The sequence below is a fragment of the Candidatus Enterococcus avicola genome, assembly GCF_047470845.1.
Classification (GTDB): Bacteria; Bacillota; Bacilli; order Lactobacillales; family Enterococcaceae; genus Enterococcus_D; species Enterococcus_D casseliflavus.
Genome location: NZ_JBLGTY010000031.1, coordinates 1 through 25,746 on the forward strand (window position 1 = coordinate 1; position 25,746 = coordinate 25,746).

18 protein-coding genes and 1 pseudogene are annotated in these 25,746 nt (G+C 45.2%); 4 read left to right on the plus strand and 15 right to left on the minus strand.

Annotation, left to right across the window (positions count from 1 at the left end; genetic code table 11):
* Positions 1 to 82: 82 nt before the first annotated feature.
* Complete coding sequence (locus ACI3E5_RS16235; protein WP_498822107.1) at positions 83 to 391, plus strand: hypothetical protein; 309 nt, start codon at positions 83 to 85, stop codon at positions 389 to 391.
* A gap of 137 nt (positions 392 to 528) precedes the next feature.
* On the opposite strand, the gene ACI3E5_RS16240 is transcribed toward ACI3E5_RS16235, so the two are convergent.
* From ACI3E5_RS16240 to ACI3E5_RS16290, 11 genes are all read right to left on the minus strand, one after another.
* Positions 529 to 2,277, minus strand: a complete 1,749-nt coding sequence (locus tag ACI3E5_RS16240) for an ABC transporter ATP-binding protein (protein WP_005225384.1) — start codon at positions 2,275 to 2,277, stop codon at positions 529 to 531.
* A complete protein-coding gene (locus ACI3E5_RS16245) occupies positions 2,261 to 4,015 on the minus strand; it encodes an ABC transporter ATP-binding protein (RefSeq protein ID WP_262119052.1) in 1,755 nt (584 codons plus the stop codon). Before ACI3E5_RS16245 ends, ACI3E5_RS16240 begins: the two co-directional genes overlap by 17 nt.
* 464 nt (positions 4,016 to 4,479) lie before the next feature.
* On the minus strand, positions 4,480 to 6,123 hold the full coding sequence (locus tag ACI3E5_RS16250; RefSeq protein WP_142973712.1) for a peptide ABC transporter substrate-binding protein: 1,644 nt from the start codon (positions 6,121 to 6,123) through the stop codon (positions 4,480 to 4,482).
* A gap of 28 nt (positions 6,124 to 6,151) precedes the next feature.
* Positions 6,152 to 6,862: a gamma-glutamyl-gamma-aminobutyrate hydrolase family protein gene (locus ACI3E5_RS16255; protein WP_262119050.1), complete on the minus strand. Its 711-nt coding sequence runs from the start codon at positions 6,860 to 6,862 to the stop codon at positions 6,152 to 6,154.
* Positions 6,863 to 7,155: 293 nt separating this feature from the next.
* Positions 7,156 to 7,638 (minus strand): single-stranded DNA-binding protein, encoded by a 483-nt coding sequence (ssb, locus tag ACI3E5_RS16260; protein ID WP_034695396.1) that lies wholly within the window; start codon positions 7,636 to 7,638, stop codon positions 7,156 to 7,158.
* A gap of 228 nt (positions 7,639 to 7,866) precedes the next feature.
* Positions 7,867 to 8,928, minus strand: a complete 1,062-nt coding sequence (gene allD / locus ACI3E5_RS16265) for an ureidoglycolate dehydrogenase (RefSeq protein ID WP_010747684.1) — start codon at positions 8,926 to 8,928, stop codon at positions 7,867 to 7,869.
* Positions 8,929 to 8,976: 48 nt separating this feature from the next.
* On the minus strand, positions 8,977 to 10,194 hold the full coding sequence (locus ACI3E5_RS16270) for a dicarboxylate/amino acid:cation symporter (RefSeq protein WP_010747683.1): 1,218 nt from the start codon (positions 10,192 to 10,194) through the stop codon (positions 8,977 to 8,979).
* 13 nt (positions 10,195 to 10,207) lie between these two features.
* Positions 10,208 to 11,140 carry a carbamate kinase gene (gene arcC / locus ACI3E5_RS16275; RefSeq protein WP_008379201.1) on the minus strand — a complete coding sequence of 311 codons (933 nt, stop codon included), beginning with the start codon at positions 11,138 to 11,140 and terminating at the stop codon, positions 10,208 to 10,210.
* Positions 11,137 to 12,387, minus strand: a complete 1,251-nt coding sequence (locus tag ACI3E5_RS16280) for an MFS transporter (protein WP_428207813.1) — start codon at positions 12,385 to 12,387, stop codon at positions 11,137 to 11,139. Before ACI3E5_RS16280 ends, arcC begins: the two co-directional genes overlap by 4 nt.
* A gap of 15 nt (positions 12,388 to 12,402) precedes the next feature.
* Positions 12,403 to 13,221 carry an oxamate carbamoyltransferase subunit AllH family protein gene (locus ACI3E5_RS16285; protein WP_228077377.1) on the minus strand — a complete coding sequence of 273 codons (819 nt, stop codon included), beginning with the start codon at positions 13,219 to 13,221 and terminating at the stop codon, positions 12,403 to 12,405.
* On the minus strand, positions 13,214 to 16,222 hold the full coding sequence (locus ACI3E5_RS16290) for a bifunctional FdrA/YlbE family protein (protein WP_428207812.1): 3,009 nt from the start codon (positions 16,220 to 16,222) through the stop codon (positions 13,214 to 13,216). The genes ACI3E5_RS16285 and ACI3E5_RS16290 overlap by 8 nt, the downstream gene beginning before the upstream one ends.
* A gap of 116 nt (positions 16,223 to 16,338) precedes the next feature.
* On the opposite strand from ACI3E5_RS16290, the gene ACI3E5_RS16295 reads away from it, so the two are divergent.
* The 3 genes from ACI3E5_RS16295 (at position 16,339) to ACI3E5_RS16305 (ending at position 20,060) form a co-directional block, all read left to right on the plus strand.
* On the plus strand, positions 16,339 to 17,916 hold the full coding sequence (locus ACI3E5_RS16295; protein ID WP_428207811.1) for a PucR family transcriptional regulator: 1,578 nt from the start codon (positions 16,339 to 16,341) through the stop codon (positions 17,914 to 17,916).
* Positions 17,913 to 18,710 carry an alpha/beta hydrolase gene (locus tag ACI3E5_RS16300; protein ID WP_144770665.1) on the plus strand — a complete coding sequence of 266 codons (798 nt, stop codon included), beginning with the start codon at positions 17,913 to 17,915 and terminating at the stop codon, positions 18,708 to 18,710. The genes ACI3E5_RS16295 and ACI3E5_RS16300 overlap by 4 nt, the downstream gene beginning before the upstream one ends.
* Before the next feature lie 204 nt (positions 18,711 to 18,914).
* Positions 18,915 to 20,060: a cation:proton antiporter gene (locus tag ACI3E5_RS16305; protein ID WP_144770663.1), complete on the plus strand. Its 1,146-nt coding sequence runs from the start codon at positions 18,915 to 18,917 to the stop codon at positions 20,058 to 20,060.
* Positions 20,061 to 20,216: 156 nt separating this feature from the next.
* Here ACI3E5_RS16305 and abc-f read toward each other — a convergent pair whose 3' ends face one another.
* The 4 genes and pseudogenes from abc-f to ACI3E5_RS16325 form a co-directional block, all read right to left on the minus strand.
* Entirely contained in the window at positions 20,217 to 21,686 is a 1,470-nt protein-coding gene (gene abc-f, locus ACI3E5_RS16310) for a ribosomal protection-like ABC-F family protein (protein ID WP_144770661.1), read from the minus strand.
* Positions 21,687 to 22,046: 360 nt separating this feature from the next.
* Positions 22,047 to 23,315 carry a dicarboxylate/amino acid:cation symporter gene (locus ACI3E5_RS16315; RefSeq protein ID WP_349707219.1) on the minus strand — a complete coding sequence of 423 codons (1,269 nt, stop codon included), beginning with the start codon at positions 23,313 to 23,315 and terminating at the stop codon, positions 22,047 to 22,049.
* Positions 23,316 to 23,333: 18 nt separating this feature from the next.
* Complete coding sequence (locus ACI3E5_RS16320; RefSeq protein WP_005225368.1) at positions 23,334 to 24,584, minus strand: MFS transporter; 1,251 nt, start codon at positions 24,582 to 24,584, stop codon at positions 23,334 to 23,336.
* A 151-nt stretch (positions 24,585 to 24,735) separates the two neighbouring features.
* Positions 24,736 to 25,668, minus strand: a pseudogene (locus ACI3E5_RS16325) (pyridoxal-phosphate-dependent aminotransferase family protein); the annotation flags it as partial.
* Positions 25,669 to 25,746: the final 78 nt, after the last annotated feature.

Consider the following 25,746-nt stretch of genomic DNA (forward strand, 5'->3'; position numbering starts at 1 on the left):
AGGGCAATCGGAGGCTTCGGATAGATAATGAAAAGAACACCTTATAAAATTTGTCTAAAAAAGTGTTGCCAAACCACGCTTTTTGCAAGAAGATGAACGCTATTCGTTCTTTTCCGAAGATTTGATCGACTTTGCTCAAAGCCCTCAAGTGGTGCATGTCAGCGATCGAGGCACGATGGTCCAGCTATTACAGCAGACGGATCTGTATGGAACCGGCTCGGGGATCGTTGCCCAACCAGAACGCCAAGGCTTGGCTTTTCTTCCTTTGATCGACGCGTCCGAGGGTGAGATCATCCTCATTAAAAAGAACGCTCGCCCATTATCAGTGATCGGCGAGCGTTTCTTAACAAAATTACGACAACACCTTGCCGCTTTTCCTACTGATATATAAGCGAAGGCCTCCTCTTCCTACTCCCCATAGATGATTGGCTGCACCTTCGCATTATATAAAAAATCCTTGAGCCACTTCCCATGCAGGAGGCTCAAGGATTTTCTTTTACGGTTACTGTTGTCGGCAATCACCGCTGATTACAGCTGCTCTGCCTGCATTTGATACATTTGCTGATAGATTCCCTGCCCTTGGACAAGACTTGCATGGGTTCCCCGTTCCACGATCTTCCCTTGGTCTAGGACCAAGATTTGATCGGCTTGTTTGATCGTTGACAAACGGTGAGCGATCATGAAGGTCGTCCGTCCTTTTTGCAAGACGGTCATCGCCTTTTGAATGATGGACTCTGTTTCAGTGTCCACATGGCTCGTCGCTTCATCCAGAATCAAGATTTTTGGATCAAACACCAGCGCACGGGCGAAACTGATCAGCTGGCGTTCTCCACTAGAAAACTCATTGCCTTTTTCAACGACCGGATGATGGATGCCTTTTTCGTAGCGGCTCAAAAGGTAGTCAGCGCCGACTTGTTTCAAGGCATCGATAATCATCGCTTCGGTGATCGTTGGATCGTTCATCCCGATGTTGCTGGCGATCGTTCCAGTAAATAGATAGGGATCTTGCATGACGATCGCCATTGAATCTCTTAAACTATGACGATCATAATCAGCGATCACTTGTCCATCCACAACGATTTTTCCCTGCTGCGGATCATAAAAACGGAACAACAGGTTCAAAATACTCGATTTTCCAGAACCAGTATGACCAACTAAAGCAATGGTCTCTCCTGCGGCAACGTCAAAGTTGATATCGTGCAAGATCGCTTGCTCAGGGTCGTAGCCAAAGGTCACTTGTTGGAAAGAAACATCGCCATTCGTGACAGTCAGCTGCTCACTTTGTTGTTTTTCAACCGGCTGATCAGCAAACTCAAAGACCCGCTGTCCAGCAGCTAATGATTGCTGCACATTGGTGATGGTTTGGACAAGCCCTTCGATGGGATCATACAGGCGGTTGATGTAATCAATAAAGGCATACAGCAAGCCTGCTGAGATCGCCAAACGGCCATCAAGGAAAAAGGCGGCCAAGGTCGTGATCAAAATCAAGATCGTTGAATTTCGCAACAAATTGCCTAATCCCCAAGCGATACTTGAATCGAGCAAGAGGTATTTACGTCCAGTTTTGAACCATTTCTCTACTGTTTCATTAAATTCTTTCTGCAACTGATTTTCTCGTTGGAAGGCTTGGATGATCGCCATTCCTTGGACAAATTCATTCAACTGCCCACTGATTTGTGAGATGTATTCCCGCATTGCTAAATTGTAACGAGAGGCATATTTGGTATAAAAGTGCTGCCAGATTCCTAAAATCGGGATCAAAATCAGCATCGCTGCTCCTAAGGTACGATTCAAAAGAAACAATGCAATAAACGCACCAATGATTTGGATGATGTTGCTTAACAAATTACTGATCACGATCACGTAGAAATTAGACCGCAAGACTTCGGTGTCATTCGTGATTCGTGCAACGACTTTACCTGCTGGGATCTGGTCAAAGTAAGAAACCGGTAATTTGTGCATATGGTCAAAAAGCTGATCCCGCATTTTTTTGACGATACTGTTGGACATTTTTCGCAATTGCAGCAAGCTGATATAACGAAAGAGGGAACCAATCAAATTGACCAGCAAATACCCAGCGAGCAATTGGATCAAAAGCATCGTGTCTAAATTGCTACTGTTAACCGCCGGTGTCATCACTCGGTCGATCAGCTGCTTGGCAATCAGTGGTGAAGTCAGTTCGAGCGCTGCAGCCAGCAACAGCAAGATCGCACCCACGGTAAATTGTTTTTTATAATAGCTCAAATACGTGAGCAAACGTTTAATCGTTGAGAACACTCGTATCGTCCTCCTTTAACTGTTGATGATAATACTGCTCTTGGTACCAGCCTGGCGTTTCGATCAACTCCTGATGGGTACCACGCTGTGTGATCCGTCCGTCTTCTAAGACGATGATTTGATCCGCTTCGGTGATGGCGGACAATCGATGGGTCACGATGATGGAGGTCGGTGCCTGCTTCATCGTTTTCAAATTCGTGATGATGGCTTGTTCCGTTTTGGCATCAACTGCCGAAAGGGCATCATCCAGTAAGAGGACTTCACTGTTTCGTAAAAACGCCCGTGCTAAGGACAAGCGCTGTTTTTGTCCACCAGAAAGGGAAACGCCTTTCTCACCGACGACCGTTTCGAGCCCTTCTGGCATCCACTTGATGTCTTCGCTAAAGCAAGCAGCTTCCAGTGCTTCCCACAATACTTCTTCGGAAGCGTCTGGCTGTCCGAATAACAAGTTCTCGCGAATCGTTCGTGAAAACAAGGTATGTTCTTGCGGCACTTCTGCAAAGTGGTTGCGCACTGCTGTTGTTTGATAGGCCGTCAACGGCTGCTCGTTGATCAAGGGGACTTGATCAGAGTATGGATAGCGGTGACCGAATTGTCTTAGCAGCGTCGTTTTTCCGCTGCCGGTCTTCCCAACGATCCCTAAGACTTCTCCACGAGTGATCGTCAAATCCAGTCCTTCTAACACATAACGAGCTGCTTGCGGGTATTGGAAATGGTATGCTTCAAAACGGATCGTATTGATGGCTTGCAGGTCGGCTTCGCCTGGCGTTTCTAATTCATCCCCCGTCTGCAGCACTTCATTGATCCGACGCCAGGATGCGGCACCTTGCTGCATCACATTCACAAGATCTCCTGCTGAGATCATCGGCCAAACGACCATTGTCAAGTACACTTGGAAAGAGACCATCGCACCGATGGTGATCGTTTGGTTGGCAACAAGAAACGCCCCCACACCAAAGCTCATCACGAAACTGATCGCTAAGATGATGGTAATCAGCGGCCCAAAACGGGAATCGATCTCAGATACGATATTGTTTTTCGCTCGTGTTTCCAGTGTTTTCTTTCGAAACTGTTCCGTGGTGGCTCCTTCTAGTCCATAAGCTCGGACGACCCGAATGCCATCAATGATCTCCAGCACTTCACTGTTCATCTCAGAAACAGAATTCTGCGCTTCCGTAAACGCCTTATCGACTTGCGAGCCCCATTTGAAAATGTAATAGGCTAAAAGCGGCATTGGAATCAAGGCAATCAAGGACAGTAGCCAAGAAACCGTCCCAGCCATCATCGCTACGATAAAGCTTAGATACAAACTAGTATTTAAGAAAACCATCAGTCCATACCCAACGGTCATCCCCATCACTTGGACATCGTCACTGGAACGAGTCATTAAATCACCTGTTCGGAAACGATGGTAAAACGGCGCCCCCATTTTGAGAAAGTGGCTCATCAATTGTTCCCGTAATTGTTTTTGCAAATCGTAGGAACCAATAAATAAATTAAACGTCCAAACAAATTCCGCCAAATATCCTAACAAGATAGCTCCCGCGAAGAGGCTCACATATTGGATCAGTACGGAGTAATCAAAATTATCTTGAATCAACGCATCAATGAACAAGCGCAGAATATAGATCGGTGCGACATACATCGCACTAGCGATCACCATAAAGACGAATACAAAGGTATAGCGCACCTTATGTTCTTTAAAATACGTTGTTAATTGTTTTAATACATACTTCATGTTTTATCCCTCACATTCTAAAAAAGTACACAAAAAAGCTCTGTCCCTTCGGAAAAAGGACAGAGCATAAACGTCGTTATTATAGACATTATCTGTACACTAATGGTTACCGAATGAGGGATTCACTTTATTCAATTTGGTTGTTTTTTTATCAAATACTTTTTGCATCGTAATCCCTCCTTCTCTTTTTATTTTTGCTGACTACACCTAACACTTTACAGATAAGTTTCTGAGAATGCAACAACTTTTATTAATTTTCTTTAAAAAAGATTGACTTTTCTAAAAATACGAATGTCAGAACAGTCCTTTTTAACAACCTTTTTTTGAAAACGAATTCCTGTTTTATCCCAAGAGTTGCAAGGATTTTGGCAAAAATAAAAAAACAGATGCCCCTCTTTTCAACAAGCGCTGTTTGATCAGCACAATTGGTTAAAAAAAAGTTCCTCTGTTTTCTTACTACCTGTTTATTCTGTGACAGATGCTAGGCGATAGGATACTGTTCGTCCAAAAGGAAACACTTGCACCCCTTGCAAGCGATCTGTTTTCAAATACGCTACCGCTCCTTGATATAACGGCAAGACGGCTGTATCTTCAACGATCAATTGTTTCTCGAGTTCTTTCAATAAGTCCCAACGGGCAGCTGGGTCGTTTGCTAAAGTCGTCCGTGCTTCTTGTAACCCTTGGTCGTACCTTTCACTAGCATACCCAGAGGTATTCAAGCCACCTGTCGAATCATAAAATTCTAAGAAGTTGATCGGGTCCGCGTAATCTGGTGTCCAAGTCCCGAAGACGAGATCAAATTCACCTTGGGATTGCAAGTCCAAGCGGTTTTGTAAAGGAATCGACTTGGCATCGATGGTTAAACCAGGCAAATTAGTTTCTAACTGTCCTTGGACAAATTCGATGGTTTTCTTGGCTGCTGCTGTATCTGCTGACAACAGTTCCAAAGTGATCTCGTCTTGTCCCAACTCTTCTTTGGCTTGTGCCCAAAGCGCTTGTGCGGCTGTGAGATCATACGGCAGTAAATCGCCATTTTCTTCACGAAAATCTTGGTCTGTTTCAGGATCTTTGGCAAAGTTGCTTGGCACAAAGCCGTTCAATGCAGTGGATCCATCGCCTAAGATATTTTCAGCAAATGCCTCTTTGTCGATGGCTTGTAAAATCGCCTGACGTACCTTGACATTGCCTGTGACTTCTCGTTTTTGGTTGGCACTTAAATACCCCACCAGCGCCTTTGGCACATAGTTGGCTTGAGCTGAGTTTTGGTATTGCTGCGCGTACGTATCCGTTAAGGTGGTGTAGTCCAGTTCTCCTGTTTCAAAAAGGCTGACACCAGTTGCCGTTTCCTTCACTACTTGCACGTCGATCTTGGTCAATTGGACATTCTCAGCATCCCAATAATCAGGATTTTTCGTTAACGTCCATGATTCGTTGGTCCCGTTCCACCCTTCGATCAAGAATGGGCCATTGCCGACAAAATTTTCCGCCGACAACCCATAATCGGCGCCTTTTTCTTCAGCAAACGCTTGATTTTTTGGCATAAAAGGTGTCCCGACCAGAATCTGATCCAAATACGAGATCGGACTTGCCAATGTCAGCTCTAACGTCTGCTGGTCCAATGCTTTGGCACCTAACTCACTGACCTCAGCATCTCCTTGACGTACTTGACTGCCATTTTTCAACACATCCATTTGATTGCTGCTGCTAGAACCGTTCTCTGGATTGGCAACATATTGAAAGGCGTAGACAAAATCATCCGCTGTAACAGGATCGCCATTGCTCCATGTTGCATCACGAATGGTGAAGGTATAAACCAGTCCATCTTCTGATACCGTAGGCTCTTCAGCGGCCATCGCAAGCTCAGGGTCCCCCTCTTGATCCAGACGGTATAACCCTTCTGCCACTTGTCCGATCATATCGGAACTGTTGACATCCGTGTATTGCCCGCTATCAAGGGTCGATAAGGCGCCCGCGGTTGATACTTGAATCTCTTGCGCAACAGCGCCTTGCTCCTCTTGCTGTCCAGAATCCGTCGTGGGACTCGTGGTACTGCAGGCACTTAAAACCAATACTGTGAAAGCAGTGATACCAATCATTTTCTTTTTCATTTTTCTCCTCCTTGCGTGACCTTCTTTCTTACAACACGTCAACGACATACTTGAAAACCGCTTGTTCTTGTAAAAGCGCATCATAGGCAAAGTCAGGATGCCACTGAACCGCCAACAAGCGCTGACCCACGTGTTCAATGCCTTCAATGATGCCATCAGGACTCCAAGCTGTCTTTTGCAATGGACGAGCCAATCGATCCACCGCTTGATGATGAAAGGAATTGACCTTTGTTTTTTGACCGTATACACGAGCCAACATGCTTTTTTCAGCCGTCGCGATGGCATGGGTCGGCACTTCTTTCGGAATCGGCGCCTGCATATGAATGATCTCACTGAAGGTACTGATGTCTTGCTGCAGCGTGCCCCCAAAGGCCACGTTGACCAGCTGCATCCCCCGACAAACCGCAAAAATTGGTTTCTTTTGCAGCAGCGCTTCATCGATCAGCTCCAGTTCAAACTCATCCCGTGCCAAAAAGCCGCTTCCAGTTGCCTGATGGGCCTCCTGCCCATAAAACTTGGGTGAAACATCTTGTCCACCAGCTAACACCAGTTTATCGATCTGTGAAACATAGTCCTTGGCTATAGCTGGTTCACTGATTGGCAAGAGCAATGGCAGTCCGCCCGCTTGCTGGATCGCTCGCACATACCCTAATGGTGTGTAGGCGATCGGCAAATGATGCAGCACATCGCCAGCATCTTGCACTTCATTCGCAGCGATCCCTATAATTGGTTTGCCCATCGACATCCCTCCCTGATTAACGAATTTTTCAGAAAAAAGCGGCATCTAGCAGTTGAACAAGGCAAGCGCCACTTTTTCCCTCAAGATATGTTTCAACTATTCTAAACCAATCGGCACTTTTTGTGAAACACTATTTTCACTTTCGCGATCATTTATTACAATCACCATTCTATTCAACCGCCTCTTTGATTCGCAATAAAGAACACCGCTAGTCAGATATAGTTGAATTTTGCCAATGCTTTCTCTACGTAAAAAAACATGCGAGAAGCCGTGGCTTTCCGCATGTTTCGTCATTAAAATAATCGATTGTCTTTTAAAAACTCCAGCATCTGTGTTTTTAGGGGATCTTTTTCATTGCGGATCGACTTTGTTTGCGTCGTTTCATCAAGTGTCGATGGTCGCTTTTTAGGAAAAGGCGTCGCTGGTTCTTCTGCTAACTCTAAAATTTGAAAGGTATCCACCACCACTTCTGCCGCACAAAATCTTTGCCCTTCTGCTGTTTCATACGGACAGCCTTGCAAGTGTCCGTTGATTTTAATACTTGCTCCTTTTTGAGTATACCGTAAAAAGGTCTCTGCCTGTTTCCCATGAACGACACAAGCAAACCATTCATGATGCACTTCTTCACTGTTTTGCCATTGAGATACAATGACAAGATCAAAACGTACGCCCTGATCGTCCGCCGCATCAAACGCTTCTTTACTAGGCATCGCTGCGATTTTCCCAGTAAGAACCACTTTATTCATTGCCACGCTGCATCCTCGCTTTTCTCTCATTTCTTGAGTGATCTAAACTTATGCGACCTATTCTACCATATTCCAAAAAACAAGCAATCAAAGGGCGAATGGCTTAAGAAATGCTTTGAAAAAAATGAACCAACTCAAAGAATTCGTCTGCTCCTGTCAAAAAGCTGCGATTTTTTGACGGAAAAATTCTCTTTGCTCCACACAGCAAAAAAACAGTTGGTTCAATACCCCTATGAACCAACCGTCTTCTGCAAATCTTTATTTAGCAAAGGAATCTTGACTACCATAGCGATCAAAATGGAGGGTTTCGCTTTCGAGATAATCGATGATCGCTTTGGGGATCAGGACCCCTTCTTGCTGAGCTTTTTCAAAGTGTATTTGGCTGATCTCTCCAGGATAGTAGACTTGTGATTGCCCTTTTACTGGCGAGATTGCATGCAGCTCAGTCACCATCTGATCGACGCTTTGCTTGAAGGTTTCGGTGTCCGTAAAACGAGACGGATCGATCACAAGAAGAAATTGTCCTAAGCGACGTTTTTCCGTCAAATCCGCATACATGGAGGTGACCTGTTTACCAAAAGCCAAGCCCAACATCGAGCCAGCTAAAATATCCACCATCATCATCAAGCCATATCCTTTGGCACCAGCGATTGGCAATAATCCTTGGACTGCATAGGGGTCGGTGGTAGGCAAGCCTTGCTCGTCTACGGCCCAAGTATCGGGGATCTGCTGCTTCTTCGAGCGAGCGTCCAAAATTTTGCCCCACGCTTGAACCGTTGTCGCCATATCAAAAACCACCGGCGGATGATTGGCTCGTGGTGCTGCAAACGCGATTGGATTGGTGCCAAAATAGTTTTCGGTCCCACCAAAAGGCACCGCCATCGGATCCGATTGACACATGGCGATCGCCACTAAGTCGGCTTCAGCAGCCTGTTTGACGTAATACGCCATCGTCCCGCTATGGCTGGTCTGCTCGATTCCTACTGCAGCGATCCCTGCTTCTTTCGCCAGATGAATGGCGATCGCAATCGCTTCGTTGCACACATAATGCCCCATGCCGTTATCTCCGTGAAAAATTCCAGTAGCGGCGCCTGTTTTTTCAAAAGACATGTTTGGTTCTAGCGTGATGCCGCCTTTTACTAAGCGCTCGGCATAGTAGTCCATCCGCACGGCACCATGAGAATGGATCCCGCACGCATCCGCAAAGGTCAAATGCGCCGCTGTTTCACTGGCAGCGGCTTCTGGCAAACCAGCAGCCAAGAGTTTCTTTTTCATCAATGCTTCTAATTCCAGCAGAGATCGTCTGCTCATTTCTTCCATCTTTTCTCCTCCTTAGAAAAAGAGAAGCACGCTTGGCAACGGCTTCTCTTATTGATTAAACACGCGATGATCGAGTTCATCAGCAGACTTAGCGATCAAAAGCGCTGAATAGACATCTGAGTTCACGTTCAAGATCGTCCGCAGCATACCAACAAACCATTCGACACCAGCAAATAGCGCAATGCTTTCGATTGGTAAACCGAGCTGGGGAACAATGATTGCCAAGGAAACTAACCCCGCTCCGGGAACAACTGCATTGGCTAAAGAAACGAAAGTCGCAGTTACAGCTACCGTCACCATTTGGATCCCGTCAAAGTTGATTTGATACATTTGGGCGATCGTCATGACTGTAATCGCCATATGCATCGCTGACCCATTGCTGTTCAAAGACATCCCTAACGGCAATACCAAATTGGTGATGCGGCTACTGAGTCCTAATTTATTCTGGGATTCTTCCATAGCGATCGGCAGCGTGATGGCAGAGGAGGTTGTCGCCAATGCCATGACCGACATATTTTTCATATTTTTGATCAATCGTAACGGATTGATCCGACAATACACGGTCAACAAGACTAGCCACAGCCCAAGGAACGTGACGGTGGCTAGACCGTAGACGAGCAAATAGCTGCCTAATGGCAAAATGATCTGCAAGCCCAGGGAGCTGATCGTTGAAGCGATCAAAGCAAAAATACCGATTGGTGCCACGATCATCACGTAACGAATGATGGCAATGACGACCTCATTCAGATCCACGATCAGCCCATAAAGAGCTGACTCAGGTTTCTTTTGCACAAAGCGATTGAGGGCAACACCAAAAAATAACCCAAAAACGATGATTTGAATAATTGACCCTTTACTCAACGCATCGAAAATATTCGTGGGAATAAAGTTGATCACTGTCTCTGATATAGAAATTTCTTGTGCTTGCAGAGGTTCGCCGGCAGCTTGTGAAAAGTCGATCCCTTTGCCTGGAGCAAAGAAGAGCGCCATCAGCACGCCCCATGCAGCAGCGAATAAGGAGGAAATCCCAAAGACAGCGATCGTTTTTCCACCCAAACGAGTGAGTTCTTTCGGGGCAATCCCCCCAACTGCTTGAATGATTTGGCCAACGATCAATAATGGGATCGCCATTTGCATCAGACGCAAGAAAAGATCGCCCAAAATTTTTAGGAACGAAGCGGCTTGCCCAAAGAACAAACCGCAAAGAATCCCTAGAAGAACGGCAATAACGATCTGCGTCACCATCGGTAGTTTTTTTGCTTTCACTTTGATCCCCTCTTTATTTTCGAAGTATGGTTCCTGTATGCTGATCCAGTTCAGCTAACTTTTCGATTGAGGTAATAATCGCGGTTCTGGCTGCATCTTCTTCGACAAAATCAATCGCAGCTTCTATTTTTGGCAACATACTACCCGCTGCAAAATGGCCTTCCTCGATGTAGCCCTTGGCTTGTGCCACACTGATTTCCCCTAAGGCTTGCTGATTCGGCTGGTTGTAATTGATGTAGATATTGTCGACACCAGTCAAAATGATCAGGCGATCGGCCTGCACGTCTTTTGCTAAGACACTAGCGGTAAAGTCCTTGTCGTTGACGGCTTCCACGCCAGTAAACCCATTGTCGTTGCGAACGACAGGTACGCCACCACCACCGGCGCAAATCGTGATCACACCAGCATCGACCAATGTTTTGATGGCTTCTTTTTCAACGATTTCTTGCGGTTTCGGGGATGGAACCACTTTCCGGTAACCACGCCCAGCATCTTCTTGATATACCCCGCCATTGGCTGCCATCGCAGCATTGGCTTCCTCTTCACTATAAAAAGGTCCGACTGGTTTGGAAGGTTTCTCAAAGGATGGATCTGCTGGATCGACACGAACTTGGGTGACTAATGAGATCACCGAAGGATGTGCTTGACGTGTGGCAAACTCATTGATCAAGGCATTTTGCAGCCAATAACCGATACTTCCTTGGGTCATCGCCACGCAGCTGTCTAATTTCAATTGGGGATTTTTTTCACTTTCCCCTGCTTTTTGCTGCAACAGTAAGTTGCCGACTTGTGGTCCATTGCCGTGACAAACAATGACTTTTTCCCCTTTTTCGACAAAATCGGCAATATAACGTGCTGCTTGCGCAACAACTGCTTTTTGTCCTTCATCACTAGGGTCTTTATCTAAAATAGCATTGCCGCCTAACGCGATCACATTCAAACTCATTTTATGCTCTCCTTCTGATTTTCCTTTGCTAATACGGCAAAAACACCTAATCCGATCAGCAGTAATAGACAAGACAGGTAAAACCCGACCTGCATCGATCCTAAAGAATCGGCTAAAAAGCCAGTAACATAAGGTGCTAAGATCGACCCCGACATCCCGATAAAATTATAGGCACTCAAGGTCGTTCCTAAGGCGCCTTTTGGTGCGTTTTTCGTCACAAAGGTCACGACGATTGGATCAAGCGCCAGCTTGCCAGTCAATCCATACAAAATCAAAACAGTGATCAATAAGGTACGATCCGTTACAAAGGCAATGGCAAATACGGAAAGGGTCGCCAATGGGACCAATAAATAGACTAATTTTTTCGTTGCGCCTGTTTTATCATTCAATCGAGCAAAAATCAACGCACCTGGAATTGATGCCCATGGGACTAAGGAAGCAATAAAGCCGACACTCGCCCCTTCAAAGCCACGCTCGGCAATCAAGAATTGCGGCAGCCAAGTAATGATCACAAAGTTTGCATAAATGCTGGTAAAGCATAGAACAAAGGCTGCCACGAGATTGCGGTTTGAAAAAATCTGCTTCAAGGAAATCTTTTCTTTCGGCCCTTCTTCTTTTATTTCTTGTCCTTCATCTTCTGGACGAATCACTTTTTCTTTCAAAACAAAATAGAACAAGACACCGACGATCAAGGTCGGAATTGCCATTAGGAAGAAGGGTTGGCTCCAATGGCCCCCGTTATCCAAGACTAATTTACTAGAAAGCAAGTACCCACCAGACGTTCCAAACGCCATCCCACTGTTGATAATGGCATTTCCGACGGTTCGTTTGTTGTCGGGAATCGCTTCGGTAGACAATGCGTATTGCGGACCGTAATAGGCACCTTGACCAATCCCTGCAATGGCACGAATCACTAAAAACAAAACAAAGCTTGTGGCTAGCCCACTGAAGTACGTAGTCACCGCCAATAAAACAAAGCCTAGAGCGATCACTAATTTGCGACCGATTTTGTCGCCGATGATCCCAAAAGGAATTTGCGCAACGGCATAAGTCAAAAAGAAAATACTATTGGCAAGTCCTAGTTGTGTGTTACTTAAATTGAATTCTTCACCGATCACACCCATGATTGGATTGAAGATCGTCCGTGTGGCGTACATTAAAATCCAGCCGACAAAGAAAATAGCAATGACTTTTTTCCAGTAAGAATTGCTTACTTTGACCGCATCTTTCTGGTTACTGATTTCCATGATTTCTCCCCTTTTCTATTCTTTTTCCTCAAGTGACAATGACTCCAACGCTAACAACAACCCAAAGCTAAGATCTTTGCCTGACGAATGACCGATGGACATCAGCTGCTGCACGTCGTTTTCCAGCACCTGTGGGTTTTTGCTTTTTACGTCTTGGAATAATTGCAGCATTACCGAATTGACATACCCTTGACTGGCACTTTGAATATATGCAAGGCTGACATCCGTCGTAGACAGCGGTTTTGCCAATGCTTGCGCTAACGTTTCGGCTTCTGGCTGCTGCAAGGCATAGAGCATCGCTTGATAGGCAACGAGAAGATCATCGCCGCTAGGTGTCAATCCTTTGCCGCGACCAATCAGGTGGTCAATGATTGGTTCCCAATCTGAGACAGACTGCCGCAATGCCGCAAACACTGCTTGGGTTTTCTCATCTTCTGGCAACCCAATCTTGGTTTCTAGTTCTTGTTGAAGCAGTATTTCTTTCAAAAGCTGCAATTCCGCAGAGGTGAAGGATAACTCCTTCACCTGCAGCGAAACCAATTCTTTCTCCTCTAATGAAAGAGAAAATGTTCCTTTTGTGCTGTAAAAGGTCAGACCATGCTCTCGGACTTGCACGCGATTGCCGACTTCGATCAAAGGTAGGACTTGTTCAAACAATGCATCGGGTAAAAAGACGCCGAAGCCAGTTAAATAGTTGCGATAGTTGTTGATATTGACCAGCTGCTGCCCGATCATCACATTGAATGAACGATCAAACACGCTATGCACCCGACCGGTACGACCGAATCGTTGCAGTGGGTCTAGATAATCACTGATTTTGATTTTCTCAGTCAACTTCGATCCCCAGATCCTTCGCATAAGCCGTCAAGGCATTTTCAAAACAGCCTAACGGTGCACGCACCGTGCCTGCGCCGACTTGACCGACACCTGCTTCTTTATGGGCAATCCCAGTATTAATGATTGGGGTGATGCCTGTTTCAACGACTTTACGGATGTCGATCCCCAAACAAGTCCCTTGGAAGTCCCATGTTGGGATCGAGAAGGTCGGATTATGACCGAAACAGATTTTTGCCATTTCGTTGGAAGTTTCCAGCGCATCTTCAAAGCCACCAGCGCCGACAAAGCGTGTTACCCCTGGTGCGGCTACCATCGCCATTGCTCCGACACCGACGGTTTCAGTAATGGCACTGTCCCCAATATCAGGATTGCCATCTGCTTCGGTAAACCCAGTAAAGTACAAACCTTTCGGCGTATTGACTGGTGCAGTATGCCATTGGTCTTCTGTTTGGGCGACACGAACCCCAAAGTTAACACCGTTTCTCGTCATGGTGGTCACGATCGTTCCTTTGGCATCGACACGGGCACCGTCAACGATGGCTTTCCCGGTTGCCATCATGATATTCAAGAAGAACTGATCGGTATCTGCTAAGAACTTGATCACTTCATATTTTTGCTTTTCATCGATCTCTGTTTGGATGATCAACGGCGCGATCTCTTTCAAAAAGTTCAATGATGCTGCAATATTTCGTTGATGGAATTCATCCCCCATTGTGATCGACCGGGCAATCAATACATTCAAGTTGATGCCTTCTTCTGTTAATTGTAATGCCTTGGCAATGGTTGGTCCTAAGACGTCTTTGATCCAATCCAAACGATCGATGACTTCTTGTGAATAGGCACCAAATCGTAAGACTTTACCGATCCCTTCGTTCAAAATACAGTAGGCTTTGTTGCCGACAAGGCGGTTTTCAACCACAAAGACAGGCATATTCCCAGAAGTGATCCCGCCCATTGGTCCAACTGCCTGGACATGGTGACATGGCATAAAGCGGACTTCCCCACTTTCGAGTAAGCGGCGGGCTTCGTCTTCATCCTTCGCCCAGCGTTCAAACAAGGCAGCGCCGATACAAGATCCTTGCATCGGTCCCGTCATTTCCGACCATTGGATCGGTGGTCCTGCATGCAGCAAGGTTTTCTGGCTTTCGTTTAATTCAGCGATCACTGATTTAGCTGGAACGACATCGATCAAGAATGGTTGGGCATTTTTGATTTTATCCGTCACTGCTTGGTTTTCAGCTGTGATTTTTTCGTCAAATTCTTCTAACGCGTCTAAAATGCGGATCATTTTCTTGTTGCCGTTGGCACGAGGACGCCAGTTGAATTGTTCTGTTTTCCCGCCATATTGCAGGATCGATTCATTGAAGCTTTGCAAGCCAACATTGATGATCCGTGGTTTGGTGGTCAACAGCTCCATCACTTTCTCGCTAACTGTCGGCACCTCAACTTTGCTACCAGTATAGTCATAGACCGCTTTGTCTGCTTCAGAAAGAGTCGCCCCTTTTAAGGCGAGGGCTAATTGCACTGCTTGAGCATTGCTTGGTGCCACATAGACGTCAGCTGCTTTCAAACGGTTGACTGCTTCTTGATAGTTTTGCGGATCTTTTTCAGTTCCGCAGACGGTAGCAACAAAGTACAGCGCGCGATCAGCTGCTTGGGCTGTTTGCTGTGCAGCTTCGATGGCTGGTAACAGTGCACCTACCATATCTGCATGTGCGCCGTAACCTAACACCACATCAAATAAAATGACCCCTGTTTGCTCATCTTGCACATAGTCTTCGATTTTTTTAATGCGCACTTCAGGATCGATCATTGGGTGCGGTTTGCCTTGGGTATAGATATCATCACCAAGGTCGATCACATCATAGCCGTGGGAATGCAAGATATAGCCTTCTTGTTTTACAAGGCCTTCTAGATTCAAGGCTTCGGAGATCAGCATTCCTGCTTCGGCAGCTAATGTACCGCCAGAATAAAGACCTTTGACCACTTTATCTTCAGCGAGTTTGGGCACATCTGGGGTTTCCACGCGTTCAAAATAGTTCGCTTTGACGGGTTCTTCATTGGCAAGATCAACAGCGATGCGCGCTGTTTCTTCCAGAGTATGTGCCAAATAGACTTTTCCTTCATGGGCTTCTGGTTTTTCTCCTAAGAAAATCGCTACCACAGGTTTGCTGATACTTTGCAGCAATTGAACGACTTCATCCCGCACTTCTTTTGCAGGTGGTTTCGAGATCACGCAAATCACATCTGTCGGTTCATGATTTTCTAAAGCAACGATGGCATCTTTGACAGTGATCGCCCCAACTTTGTCGCTTAAGTCACGTCCGCCGGTCCCGATGGCATGAACGACACCACCGCCTAATCGGTCAATGATCGTCGTCACTTCTTGAATCCCCGTACCAGAGGCACCAACGACGCCGATGTTTCCTGGTGCCACGACATTCGTGAAGGCAATCGGAATGCTGGAAATAATACCAGTCCCACAGTCAGGCCCCATCATCAATAAGCCTTTTTCATGAGCCAGCTTTTTCAAACGCACTTCATCTTCGATAGCGACATTGTCCGTAAACGAGAAAACATGCAAGTCATTTTTTAGCGCTTTTTCCATCTCGGCTGCGCCATATTCCCCAGGAATACTAAATAATGCAACATTAGCATCTGGCATTGCGCTCAAGGCTTCTTGCCATGAAGCCGCCGCTGGCGTTTCTTTGCCTTGATCTTTTGCTGAAAGATCAGCTAAAAATGAATCGATCGCTGGCATTACTTGATCCATGATCTGTTCGTTTTGGCTATCGACCACGATCATCATATCGTTGGGTGAAGCACCTTCTGCCTCTTTAGAAAGCAATCCAGTGTTATTTAATATATCTTTGTTTGCATCCGTCCCCATCATGATTTGACTCATTTCGACATCGCCTAGATCATTGATCGTATTCGTCAGCAGCATTAAGTTAATGGAATCTTGATAGTTATTCTTTAAGATTACTGTGTGCAGCATTTGTTCTCCTCCTTTTCTTATACTCTCATTCTAACGAGCATTGTTTGCGTTTTCATTGGATAAAGTTCTAAAAAAATGCTATACTTTTTATCCAAAAGAGAAAAAAGGAGCATTTTATGAAATTAAAAGAATTGGTTGAACTGCCGCTTTTTGAAAAAAGTAAAGTCCTGACTGGCTCCATTGGTTTAACAAATTCCGTTGGTTCCGTTATGGTACTGGAAGCGATGGATATCGAAAAATGGAGCAAAGCCCATCAATTGATTTTGACTTCTTTTTATGCCTTCAAAGACCAATCGCCTGAGGAACTGCGTGTTTTTTTTGAAAAAATGCAGCAAATCGGTGTCAGCGGTTTAGTGATCAAAGTGGATCGCTTGATCCCTATGATTCCAGATTGGGTGATTGAGCTTAGCTTTGCTTATCAGATCCCTTTGATCAAAGTGCAGCAAGAAGTCAGCTATGAAGCCATCATGCTAGCGGTTTACGAACCATTGCTGAATCACCAAACCCAGCTGCTGCGTACCTATTACGAAGTTCGCCAGCGCTTCATGAAAGTCGAGCGCAACCACTCTTCTTTCGATCAGATCATGCAGGAGTTCTATCAATTGATCGAAAAGCCTTGTTCTTTGCGCATCCCCCATTTAGATGTGCATGTATCCGTCGGTCAATCCTTTAAAAATTTCGTGGTGACCAAACAAGAACCCATGAAAACCATCGAGTTTACCAAGAACCACTACGAATATTTGGAATTATTTTCTCATGAAAACAATCAATATGTGACTGCCATAAAAGTAGAGATCATCAATCCTTACAATGATCTGTGTACCTTGATCGTTTATCAGAAAGATTCGCAGATCCCTGAGGCAAAAGTCATGATCATTGAAAATGTGATCGACGTCATTTATGAACGCCTCCAAATGGAGTATTTGTTGAAGAAAGAACGTTACAATCGCATGAACAATCTGGCCGATGCAATCTTACAAAACACTCCTAGTAATTTGGCTGAGCTGGATCTTTTGTTAGAAGAAGCGCAACTGGATCGCTACGATTTCTACCAAGGCATTGCCTTTGCTTCCAACAGCTTTAAAGATAAGGAGCGTAAGTCCGTCGTCTTGCACAAGCTACGGGCGTTGAAAACACCCCACGTCTTTTTCGAACACTACAACTATTTGGTGATCCTCTATAATTTCCAATCGATCGCCCATCAGGTGACGAAACAGATGCTGCAGACACATTTTGATAATGCCTTATTAGCCGATGAACATGGCTGCTTAGTGGTCAGCGAAGTCTTGCGCAAGGAACAGATCAAAGAGATCCTGCCAGAGTGTTTGGATGCGATCCGCTTCAATCGGCAGTTTTATTTGGCGCCGATCATTGCCTATAGCGACTTAGGTATCTTTAGTTCCTTTATCAAGGAGAACCAACTGGAAAAGCTGCAGCAAAGCATTCCCCCGAAGCTGTATCAACTCTCGGAAGAAAATGAAGAGCTGTTCAAAACGCTGTATACCTTTTTTATCACGAATCGCAATTACAAAAATACGGCTGAAACCTTGTTTCTTCATGCCAAAACGATTCGTTATCGGCTAAGCAAAATCGAACAGCTACTAGAGATCGATCTGACAAGTCCGATCCAATTAGTCAATTACGAGATCGGCACCTATTTATTAGAGCTTCAGAAAAGGAGTCAAGCAAAATGAAAAAAGAATGGCAATTGACCACCGGTGCTTCGGTGTCCCTTTATCCTGCTTCGGAGAAATACCTGATTTACTTTCACGGCGGCGGTTTTGTTTATGGAACCCGTCAAGACATTCCCGCATCATTGATCGCACTATTTCAAGAGCAGCAATACAGCGTCCTCACAGTCGATTATTTACTGGCGCCCAATTCCTCGTTAGTGGAGATTTTGGCGCTGAACTGGCAAAATTTTCAAGAATTGCAAGCAACTGTGCTTAAAGATAACCCGTTTTGTTTCTGCGGACGCTCAGCTGGCGGTTATTTGATGCTGGCGCTGACCCAGCAATTACTGAAGGAACAACAGAGATTGCCTGAAAAACTGGTCAATTTTTATGGGTATACCGATCTTTCTTTTATTGAAAACAAACGAGTCTTGCAGCAGCCGCTCTTAAGCAAAGAGCAAGTCCCTTCTTTGGATCAAACCGAGATCGTTTGGGATGATCCGCAGTTTCAGCGCTATTTGCCTTATGTTTATTGGGTTCAACAGCAAGAACTCACCACGATCTATGGTCTAACAGCTGAAGCTCTTTCTGACTATGCCATTGATCCTGAGCTGCTTGCTCAATTTCCTCCAATTTTCAGCAGTGCCAGCAGTACCGATGAGGAAGTTCCTTTTCGTTACAGCAAAGGCTTGAAGAAAGTGCCTAAAAGCAAATTTGTCCCTGTCTATGATTTGCCCCACGATTTTTTGAAAAACGTCGAGGAGACGCAAGTCCAAATGGTGTTTCAGCAGCTCGCCCGTTGGCTCAAACAATAATTTGATACAAGTAAAGTGAAAAATAATGTTTTTTTATTTCGACGAGTGCACAGAAAAACTCTGATTGCCTTCGCTTCCTCCTTATCTCAAAAAACGTGTGGTTTAATGAAACTCTTTTAATAAAAAAGGCTTGATACAGGCTCAATTCAAGAGAGAATGCTATACTAAAGGGGAGTATGTTATAGGAAAGAAGGATGAGGTTTTATGCATTTTGTCGGGATTTTGTGTTTGATCCTAATCACGACGACCCTCTTCTCGCATCTGGCGAGACGGATGGGCGTTCCTGCTGTCATCGGGCAGTTGTTAGCGGGGGTTTTATTAGGAGGCGCAGGACTCAATTGGGTCCATCCAGATATTCTGGTTCATGATTTTTCAGAGATTGGTGTTATTTTGCTGATGTTTTTAGCGGGATTGGAAAGTGATATTTCTTTATTGAAACGCTATTTTCGTCCTGGGATGCTCGTTGCCCTTTTGGGGATCGTGTTCCCAATGCTCTTCGGGTATGCCACGGGGGTCGGTTTTCAAAGCAGTCCCACAGAAGCGTTCTTTTTCGGGATCGTGTTAGCTGCCACCTCAGTCAGTATTTCTGTCGAAGTATTGAAAGAGTTGAATGTGGTGAATACGAAAGAAGGGTCGACGATTCTTGGTGCTTCCGTCGTGGATGATATTTTGGTCGTGTTGGTTTTGAGTCTTAGCCTTTCCTTTTTAGGCGGCGAAAGCAGCCAAGCAACACCACTGCCGATCACCTTATTGGTAGAATTGATTTATTTTGTGTTGATTTTTCTATTGGTGAAATGGATCGCTCCGTTCTTATTGGCACTTGCAGAAAAGCTATTTGCAAATTCCGCGGTGATCATCATGTCACTGATCATCTGCTTAGGAATGGCGTATCTTGCTGACCTCGTTGGGTTAAGCTCTGTCATTGGTGCCTTCTTCGCAGGGATCGCTGTCAGTCAAACGAAGGTTCGTGAGGAAGTGGAACACAGTGTCGAAGCATTAGGTTACGCCGTCTTCATTCCGGTGTTCTTTGTCAGCGTTGGCTTAGAAGTTGATTTTTCCCGCTTAAATGAGCAATTATTCTTTATTCTTGCCTTTACCGTGGTCGCGATCTTGACCAAACTGGTCGGCGGCTATGTTGGGGCGAAAATCGCGAAATTCTCAAACAACAGTGCTTGGATGGTGGGAGCTGGAATGATTTCCCGAGGTGAAATGGCATTGATCATTTTGCAGATTGGTCAACAAAACCAATTGATTTCGTCCGCATTGTATTCCCCTTTGGTGATCGTTGTCTTGTTGAGTACCTTGATCTCTCCCCTGATCTTAAAATACTTTACGAAAAAGATTTATTAAGCGATGTAGCAACAGCTAGGCGATACCGATGATTGCGAAAAAAACAGCACGGGTTTTGTAGTGACCGCTCAACGGCCGATTGTTGATCGAACGTTGGGCGGTCGCTTCCTTTCCCGCGCTGTTTTTCTTTATACAGTTATAAAAGCGACAATGCTGCTAGTTACTGGAAACCAATGTTAATTTTCCATGATCGATTTGATACACATCATCCGCGACGGCATCGATAAACGCTTGATCGTGAGATGTGAACAAAACCATGCCTCGATAGCTGCGAATCAATTGTTCCAAGACGGTGATTGTCGGCAGATCAATAAAGTTCGTCGGTTCATCAAGTATCAAGACATTGGCAGGTTGAGTAAAGATGCGTGCGAGCTCGACCCGTGTCGCTTCTCCGCCGCTTAGCACATTGACTGGCTTCATCACGTCAATCTGACTAAATCCCAGATTGTGTAAAATACTGCGGACCAGTGGTTCCTGATAGTCTGTTTGAGCCATCAATTCCGTCAAAAGCGGTGTGGTGCTGTTTTTTCGATAGCCCATTTGCTCGTAGACCGCAAAGACGATTTTCGGTGATACATAGATTCCCTCTCCACCTGCGATGATTTCTTTTAGTAAAGTCGACTTTCCCGAACCATTCGGACCCACGATAGCGATTTTCTTCCCGGCAGCAAACTGGAAACTGCTGCTGTCTAGCAAACGTTTCGCCCCTCTTTGAATGGTTACTTGCTCCCCACGAATCGGTCGTTTATTATGCAGCTCCACTGCAGGGACTACTGGAAAACGAATCACCTGCTGCCGGGCGACGCCCTTCACTTCTTCCAACTGATCCAAGCGGCTTTCCATGGCTTTGACTGTTTTTTGCAATGACTTTTGCACCGTGTCTTTTTGTTTTGATGACGACAAACGGTCTGGTCGGATGTTCTGCTGTCGCTTTTTTTCAGAAATACGACTGCTCTTGATCGCTTGTTCTTTTTTCTTTTGGATTGCTTGGGTCAACTGCTGTTTTTGTTGCTGATACTGCGCAGCCTCCCAGGCAACACGCTGTGCCGCTTGCTCTTTTTGCTGTCGGTAACTGTCATAATTGCCAGAATACTCGGTGACTTTTCCTTGATCGACTTCCCAGATTTTCGTTGCCAGCTGATTCAATAGATACCGATCATGACTGACCACGATCAGGGTGCCATAATAATACTGCAGTTCATCAATCAAGACTTGAATTCCTTGCTGGTCCAAGTGGGTCGTTGGCTCATCGAGCAAAAGTCCTAACTGATAGGAAGATAACGTTTGTGCCAACCGGTATTTGGTCTCCTCCCCGCCGCTTAGTGTCGCCAATTCATTTGTTGGGATCGAAAAACGACCGAACAGCGCCCAGTCAAGGGCCTCCGTCTTATCAGTCACCTCAGCGATTTGCGGGAAATAGTGAAACGAATTTTCTTTTTGGATCGTTCCTGAATCAGGATCGACCACTCCCGCAATCAACTTCAGCAAGGTAGACTTGCCTTGCCCGTTTGCTCCCACGATCCCGATACGATCCGTTTGATAGGCGCTCAGTTCTTCAATGTTCAGTACTTCTTTGGACCCATAATTTTTGATTAGCTTGTTTATTTTTACACTTAATTGTTCCATCAGTCTGTCCTTCCCGTCTAGGAAAACGCAAGCACAAAAAAAGGGCATAGCCTACCGCTATACCCTGATTTTAATAAGAAATTGGAAAAAAGAGGACACTCATCCCTTGAAATCACGATTGCCTAGACTTTTGAAATAGATTTAAATTAGCTATTCAAAAGGTCAATCCACAATTTCATCGATGCTGTCATGTTTTTTCCTCCTCTTTTTGTCATATTTGTCTGTTGAATGACCAGCGGAAAATCAGCCGCTACTGTTTACCGTTTACGGTATTTTCAGGAAGCTTCTTTAGTCTATCAACGAATCAATCGTAGCACGTTTTCAAAAAAGAGTAAAGTTTCATCACAAGAATGATTGGTCTTATACGCCATCGGTGATTTTTTCTGCTAATTTGACCGAGACTTTTTCACCATTGAAGACTGCATGATCCAGTTCTCCTTCATCATGAGCAACGATCAACGCCACCGTGACGTCAGGGTCAACATTCAAGAGGGTCCGAAACATCCCAGAAAACCAATCGATCCCAGCCAGTAAGGCGATGCTTTCATTAGGCAGTCCTAACATAGGTAAAACCGTAGCCAGTGTGACTAATCCGCCACCTGGAACGACGATCGTTCCCAAGCATGCCAACGAGGACAACAAGACCACTTGCAAAAGATCCCCCCAGCTCAATTGGATCTGGTACGCCTGAGCAACGGTTACGATTGCCAGGGCTAAAAATAAGGAGAGCCCATTGCTATTTAAGGTCATGCCCAGAGGCATCACGAGCTTATTGATTCGATCACTGATCCCAAATCGCTCTTTGCCATCTTCGATTTGAAACGGCAATGAAACAGCAGAGGAGGTGGTCGTAAAGGAAACCACCGAGAGGCGCCACATGTTCTTTATCAAACGAAACAAGGAAACTTTGCAATAGAGCGACGTCAAGAGAAACCAAAGAAACAAAAAGAGCAAAGATGCTGCTGCTAACGTCAATAAAAAACTGGCTAACATTCCCAACACACGAATACCGGTATCTTCTACTAAGGAAGCAACAAGGCCGAAAATCCCGATCGGCGCCAACTTCATGATCATGCTGACCATTTTTATCAAAATATGATTAAAACTGCTGATCATATCTAGAAACAGCTGATTCTTTTTTTCATGCTTGATCAAGCTCAAGGCAAGGCCAAAGAAGAGCGAAAAAATAATCACTTGGATCATATTCTGCTCCACCATGGCTTGAATAATGTTCAGTGGAACAAAGTTTAAGATGACTTCTTCCATGCTGCTGGTACTTAATGCGGTTTCTGTACTTTGCAGCAGGGACTGATCAAGGCCGGCGCCAGGCTTGAGGATCAAGGCGAACAAGAGACCGAAAATAGCGGCGACGAGGGTCGATCCAGTAAACCAGAGGAAGACTTTCCCGCCGATCCCACCTAATTCTTTTGGATCAAGTCCCCCCACCGCTTCAATCACCGAGCCCATGACCAGTACGACCACAGACATTTGAATCAGTCGCAAGAAGAAGTCCCCGACTAGCTGCATTTGATCACCTAACCCGGGAAAGGAAACGCCCCAAAAAATCCCCAATACCGTTGCAATCATGATTTGGTTGGTCAAATTGATTTTTAAGGATCGTTTTTTCATCTGTTGTGCCTCACTTTTCTACTTGGCTGTTTTCTTAGAGTTTACAGTCAAGAATAAGAATGTACCACCGATCAACAAAATAATTGCGATATAAAAGCCCATTACTTTTGACCCTGTTGCATCCGAGATCGATCCGGTCAATGTTGGTGCGATAACGGAAGACATCATGCCGAAAAAGTTGAAGACCCCTAATGTCGTACCGACCCCAACTTTGGGTGCATTTTCCCCTAGCCAAGAAATGATGATTGGTTCAACCGCTAATTTCCCAAGGAACCCGTACAAGATCAACGCGATCATTAAGAAGGTCGAATTTGTCGCTTGCACCGTTACTAATAACATCAACGCAGCCAACACTTCTAAAATAACGATAAAAGTTACTTTTTTGTGCATGTATTTGTCTGCCAAGCGGCTAAAGAACAATGCCCCAGGAATGGAAGCAAATGCTACCAATGAAGAAGAGAAACCGATCGCGACTCCTTGGAAGCCTCGTTCTGTTCCTAAGAAGTTTGGTAGCCAAGTAACCGTCATATAGTAGGCATAACACGTCGCAAAATATAACACATAAGTAAAGAGCATCCGCAGGGAGAACAAGGTCGAAAGGGAAACTTTTTCTTTCGGCTGATCCGTTGTTTCTTCTTCAGCTGCTGCTTGGCTCTCCAAGAAAGCCACGTCTTCTTTGTTGCTGCGGATTACCAATGCAAAAGCGATCGTCATACAAACGATCAAGAAAGCGGATAAATACATCATTGTTTGCCAAGGCATGTTCATCTGAATAACGATAAAGCTTGATAAGATCATCCCAAACCCTGAACCAACGGCAGAACCACTATTGACGATCGCTGTTGAGAAGCTCTTCTTTTCTTTCGGAATGTTCTGTGAGGTCAAAGAATACGCTGAACCGTAAAATGACCCACAGCCGATCCCTGCTAAAAAGCTACCGGTATAGATCATGGAGATTGAAGAGGCTTGTGAAATCAGTAAAGCTGCCAGTGCAAATACCACGAATCCTGGAAGCAGAACTGTTTTCTTCCCAATCTTATCCACCAAAAAGCCGGCCGGGATCTGCATGATTACATAGCCGAAAAAGTAAAAGCTGGCAATCGATCCTAATGCTGTATCAGAAATATTGCCGCCAAGTGACTCATTGATTTGCGGATAGACTGGCGATAATGCAGCGCGATAAATCCAGATAGTGACCCAGCCTGAACACATTAAGATAATAATTTGTTTCCAGTAGGCAAGCCCACCACGTTCTTTATTGATTTCCATTTTTTTCCCTCCATCAGTTACACAAGTAAAGTTTGTGAAGCACGCCAACGAAAGCGCTTTAAGATAGTCTTAGTGTACGTTTTTTTGCCGACGATTGCATTTGTCATTTTTCACAAAGCGCTTTCAGTCATTGTGCATTTGTGCTAAAAATTTAAGTCGTTTTTTGGTAGTAATTTAACGCAGCGATGAGCGCTTTGCCAGCAGAAATTGGTGCTTGCTGGTACAATAGTGCCCCTTCTAACGCGGCTAAGACATGTAAAATATTTTCTTTGCGGCTGCTGTAGCCCATATTTCCAATCCGCCAGATTTTTCCTTTTAGATCACCAAATGAACTAGCGATCTCTACACCAAAGGAGTGAAGCATCTCTTCTCGGACAGCTTCGCCATCAACCCCTTCTGGAATAAAGATAGGGGTAACTGTCGGCATTTTGGTTGCTTTTTCGCCATAAATCGACAGCCCCATTGCCTCCAGTCCAGCGACCAACGCGCCTTCATTCGTCAAATGACGTTGATAGGCTGCATCAATGCCTTCGTTTAGCAGCATCCGTAATCCTTCATGAAGCGCATAGATCATACTCGTCGCTTCTGTGTGATGGTTGATTCGCTCTGTGTTCCAGTAGCGTTGCAGTTGACTCAAATCCAAGTAATTGCTCATAATGTGCCGCTTGTTTCGATCCGTTTTACTCAAGCCTAATTCTTTTTGGTAACGAGCATTAAGGACGGCTTCGACTCGCTCGTTGTAGGTCACTAATGAAAGACCAGACGGCACACTTAAACACTTCTGTGTACCGGCAATCGCTAAATCGACACACCAATCATCGACTGACAGGGCCACGCCACCATAAGTCGCCACCATGTCAACGACAAAGAAAATATCTTTTGCGCGACAATACTGCCCGATTTCTGCTAACGGCTGCATTTGCCCATTGGCGGTTTCCCCGTGGACCATCGCCACGATCTTGGGTTGAAATGCGTCGATTTCTTTGATGACCTCTGCGGGTGCAAAAGGAGCTGTCCACTCTTTTTCTACATATTTGACTTGTGCTTGGGCACGTTCACAGATTTCTCCCAGTAAGAAAGCAAAGGGTTCTGTTGCAAAGTTTTAAATAAAGAATAAAATCCCTTACGGTATCTATGATTTAAGCTGGGATTCCCAATAATA

Bases quoted from the DNA above. Each gene is read 5' to 3' on its own strand.
- ACI3E5_RS16245 (WP_262119052.1), bottom strand. From the start codon at position 4,015: ATGAAGTATGTATTAAAACAATTAACAACGTATTTTAAAGAACATAAG.
- ACI3E5_RS16250 (WP_142973712.1), bottom strand. From the start codon at position 6,123: ATGAAAAAGAAAATGATTGGTATCACTGCTTTCACAGTATTGGTTTTA.
- ACI3E5_RS16255 (WP_262119050.1), bottom strand. From the start codon at position 6,862: ATGGGCAAACCAATTATAGGGATCGCTGCGAATGAAGTGCAAGATGCT.
- ssb (WP_034695396.1), bottom strand. From the start codon at position 7,638: ATGAGAGAAAAGCGAGGATGCAGCGTGGCAATGAATAAAGTGGTTCTT.
- allD (WP_010747684.1), bottom strand. From the start codon at position 8,928: ATGGAAGAAATGAGCAGACGATCTCTGCTGGAATTAGAAGCATTGATG.
- arcC (WP_008379201.1), bottom strand. From the start codon at position 11,140: ATGAGTTTGAATGTGATCGCGTTAGGCGGCAATGCTATTTTAGATAAA.
- ACI3E5_RS16280 (WP_428207813.1), bottom strand. From the start codon at position 12,387: ATGGAAATCAGTAACCAGAAAGATGCGGTCAAAGTAAGCAATTCTTAC.
- ACI3E5_RS16290 (WP_428207812.1), bottom strand. From the start codon at position 16,222: ATGCTGCACACAGTAATCTTAAAGAATAACTATCAAGATTCCATTAAC.
- ACI3E5_RS16295 (WP_428207811.1), top strand. From the start codon at position 16,339: ATGAAATTAAAAGAATTGGTTGAACTGCCGCTTTTTGAAAAAAGTAAA.
- ACI3E5_RS16300 (WP_144770665.1), top strand. From the start codon at position 17,913: ATGAAAAAAGAATGGCAATTGACCACCGGTGCTTCGGTGTCCCTTTAT.
- ACI3E5_RS16305 (WP_144770663.1), top strand. From the start codon at position 18,915: ATGCATTTTGTCGGGATTTTGTGTTTGATCCTAATCACGACGACCCTC.
- abc-f (WP_144770661.1), bottom strand. From the start codon at position 21,686: ATGGAACAATTAAGTGTAAAAATAAACAAGCTAATCAAAAATTATGGG.
- ACI3E5_RS16315 (WP_349707219.1), bottom strand. From the start codon at position 23,315: ATGAAAAAACGATCCTTAAAAATCAATTTGACCAACCAAATCATGATT.
- ACI3E5_RS16320 (WP_005225368.1), bottom strand. From the start codon at position 24,584: ATGGAAATCAATAAAGAACGTGGTGGGCTTGCCTACTGGAAACAAATT.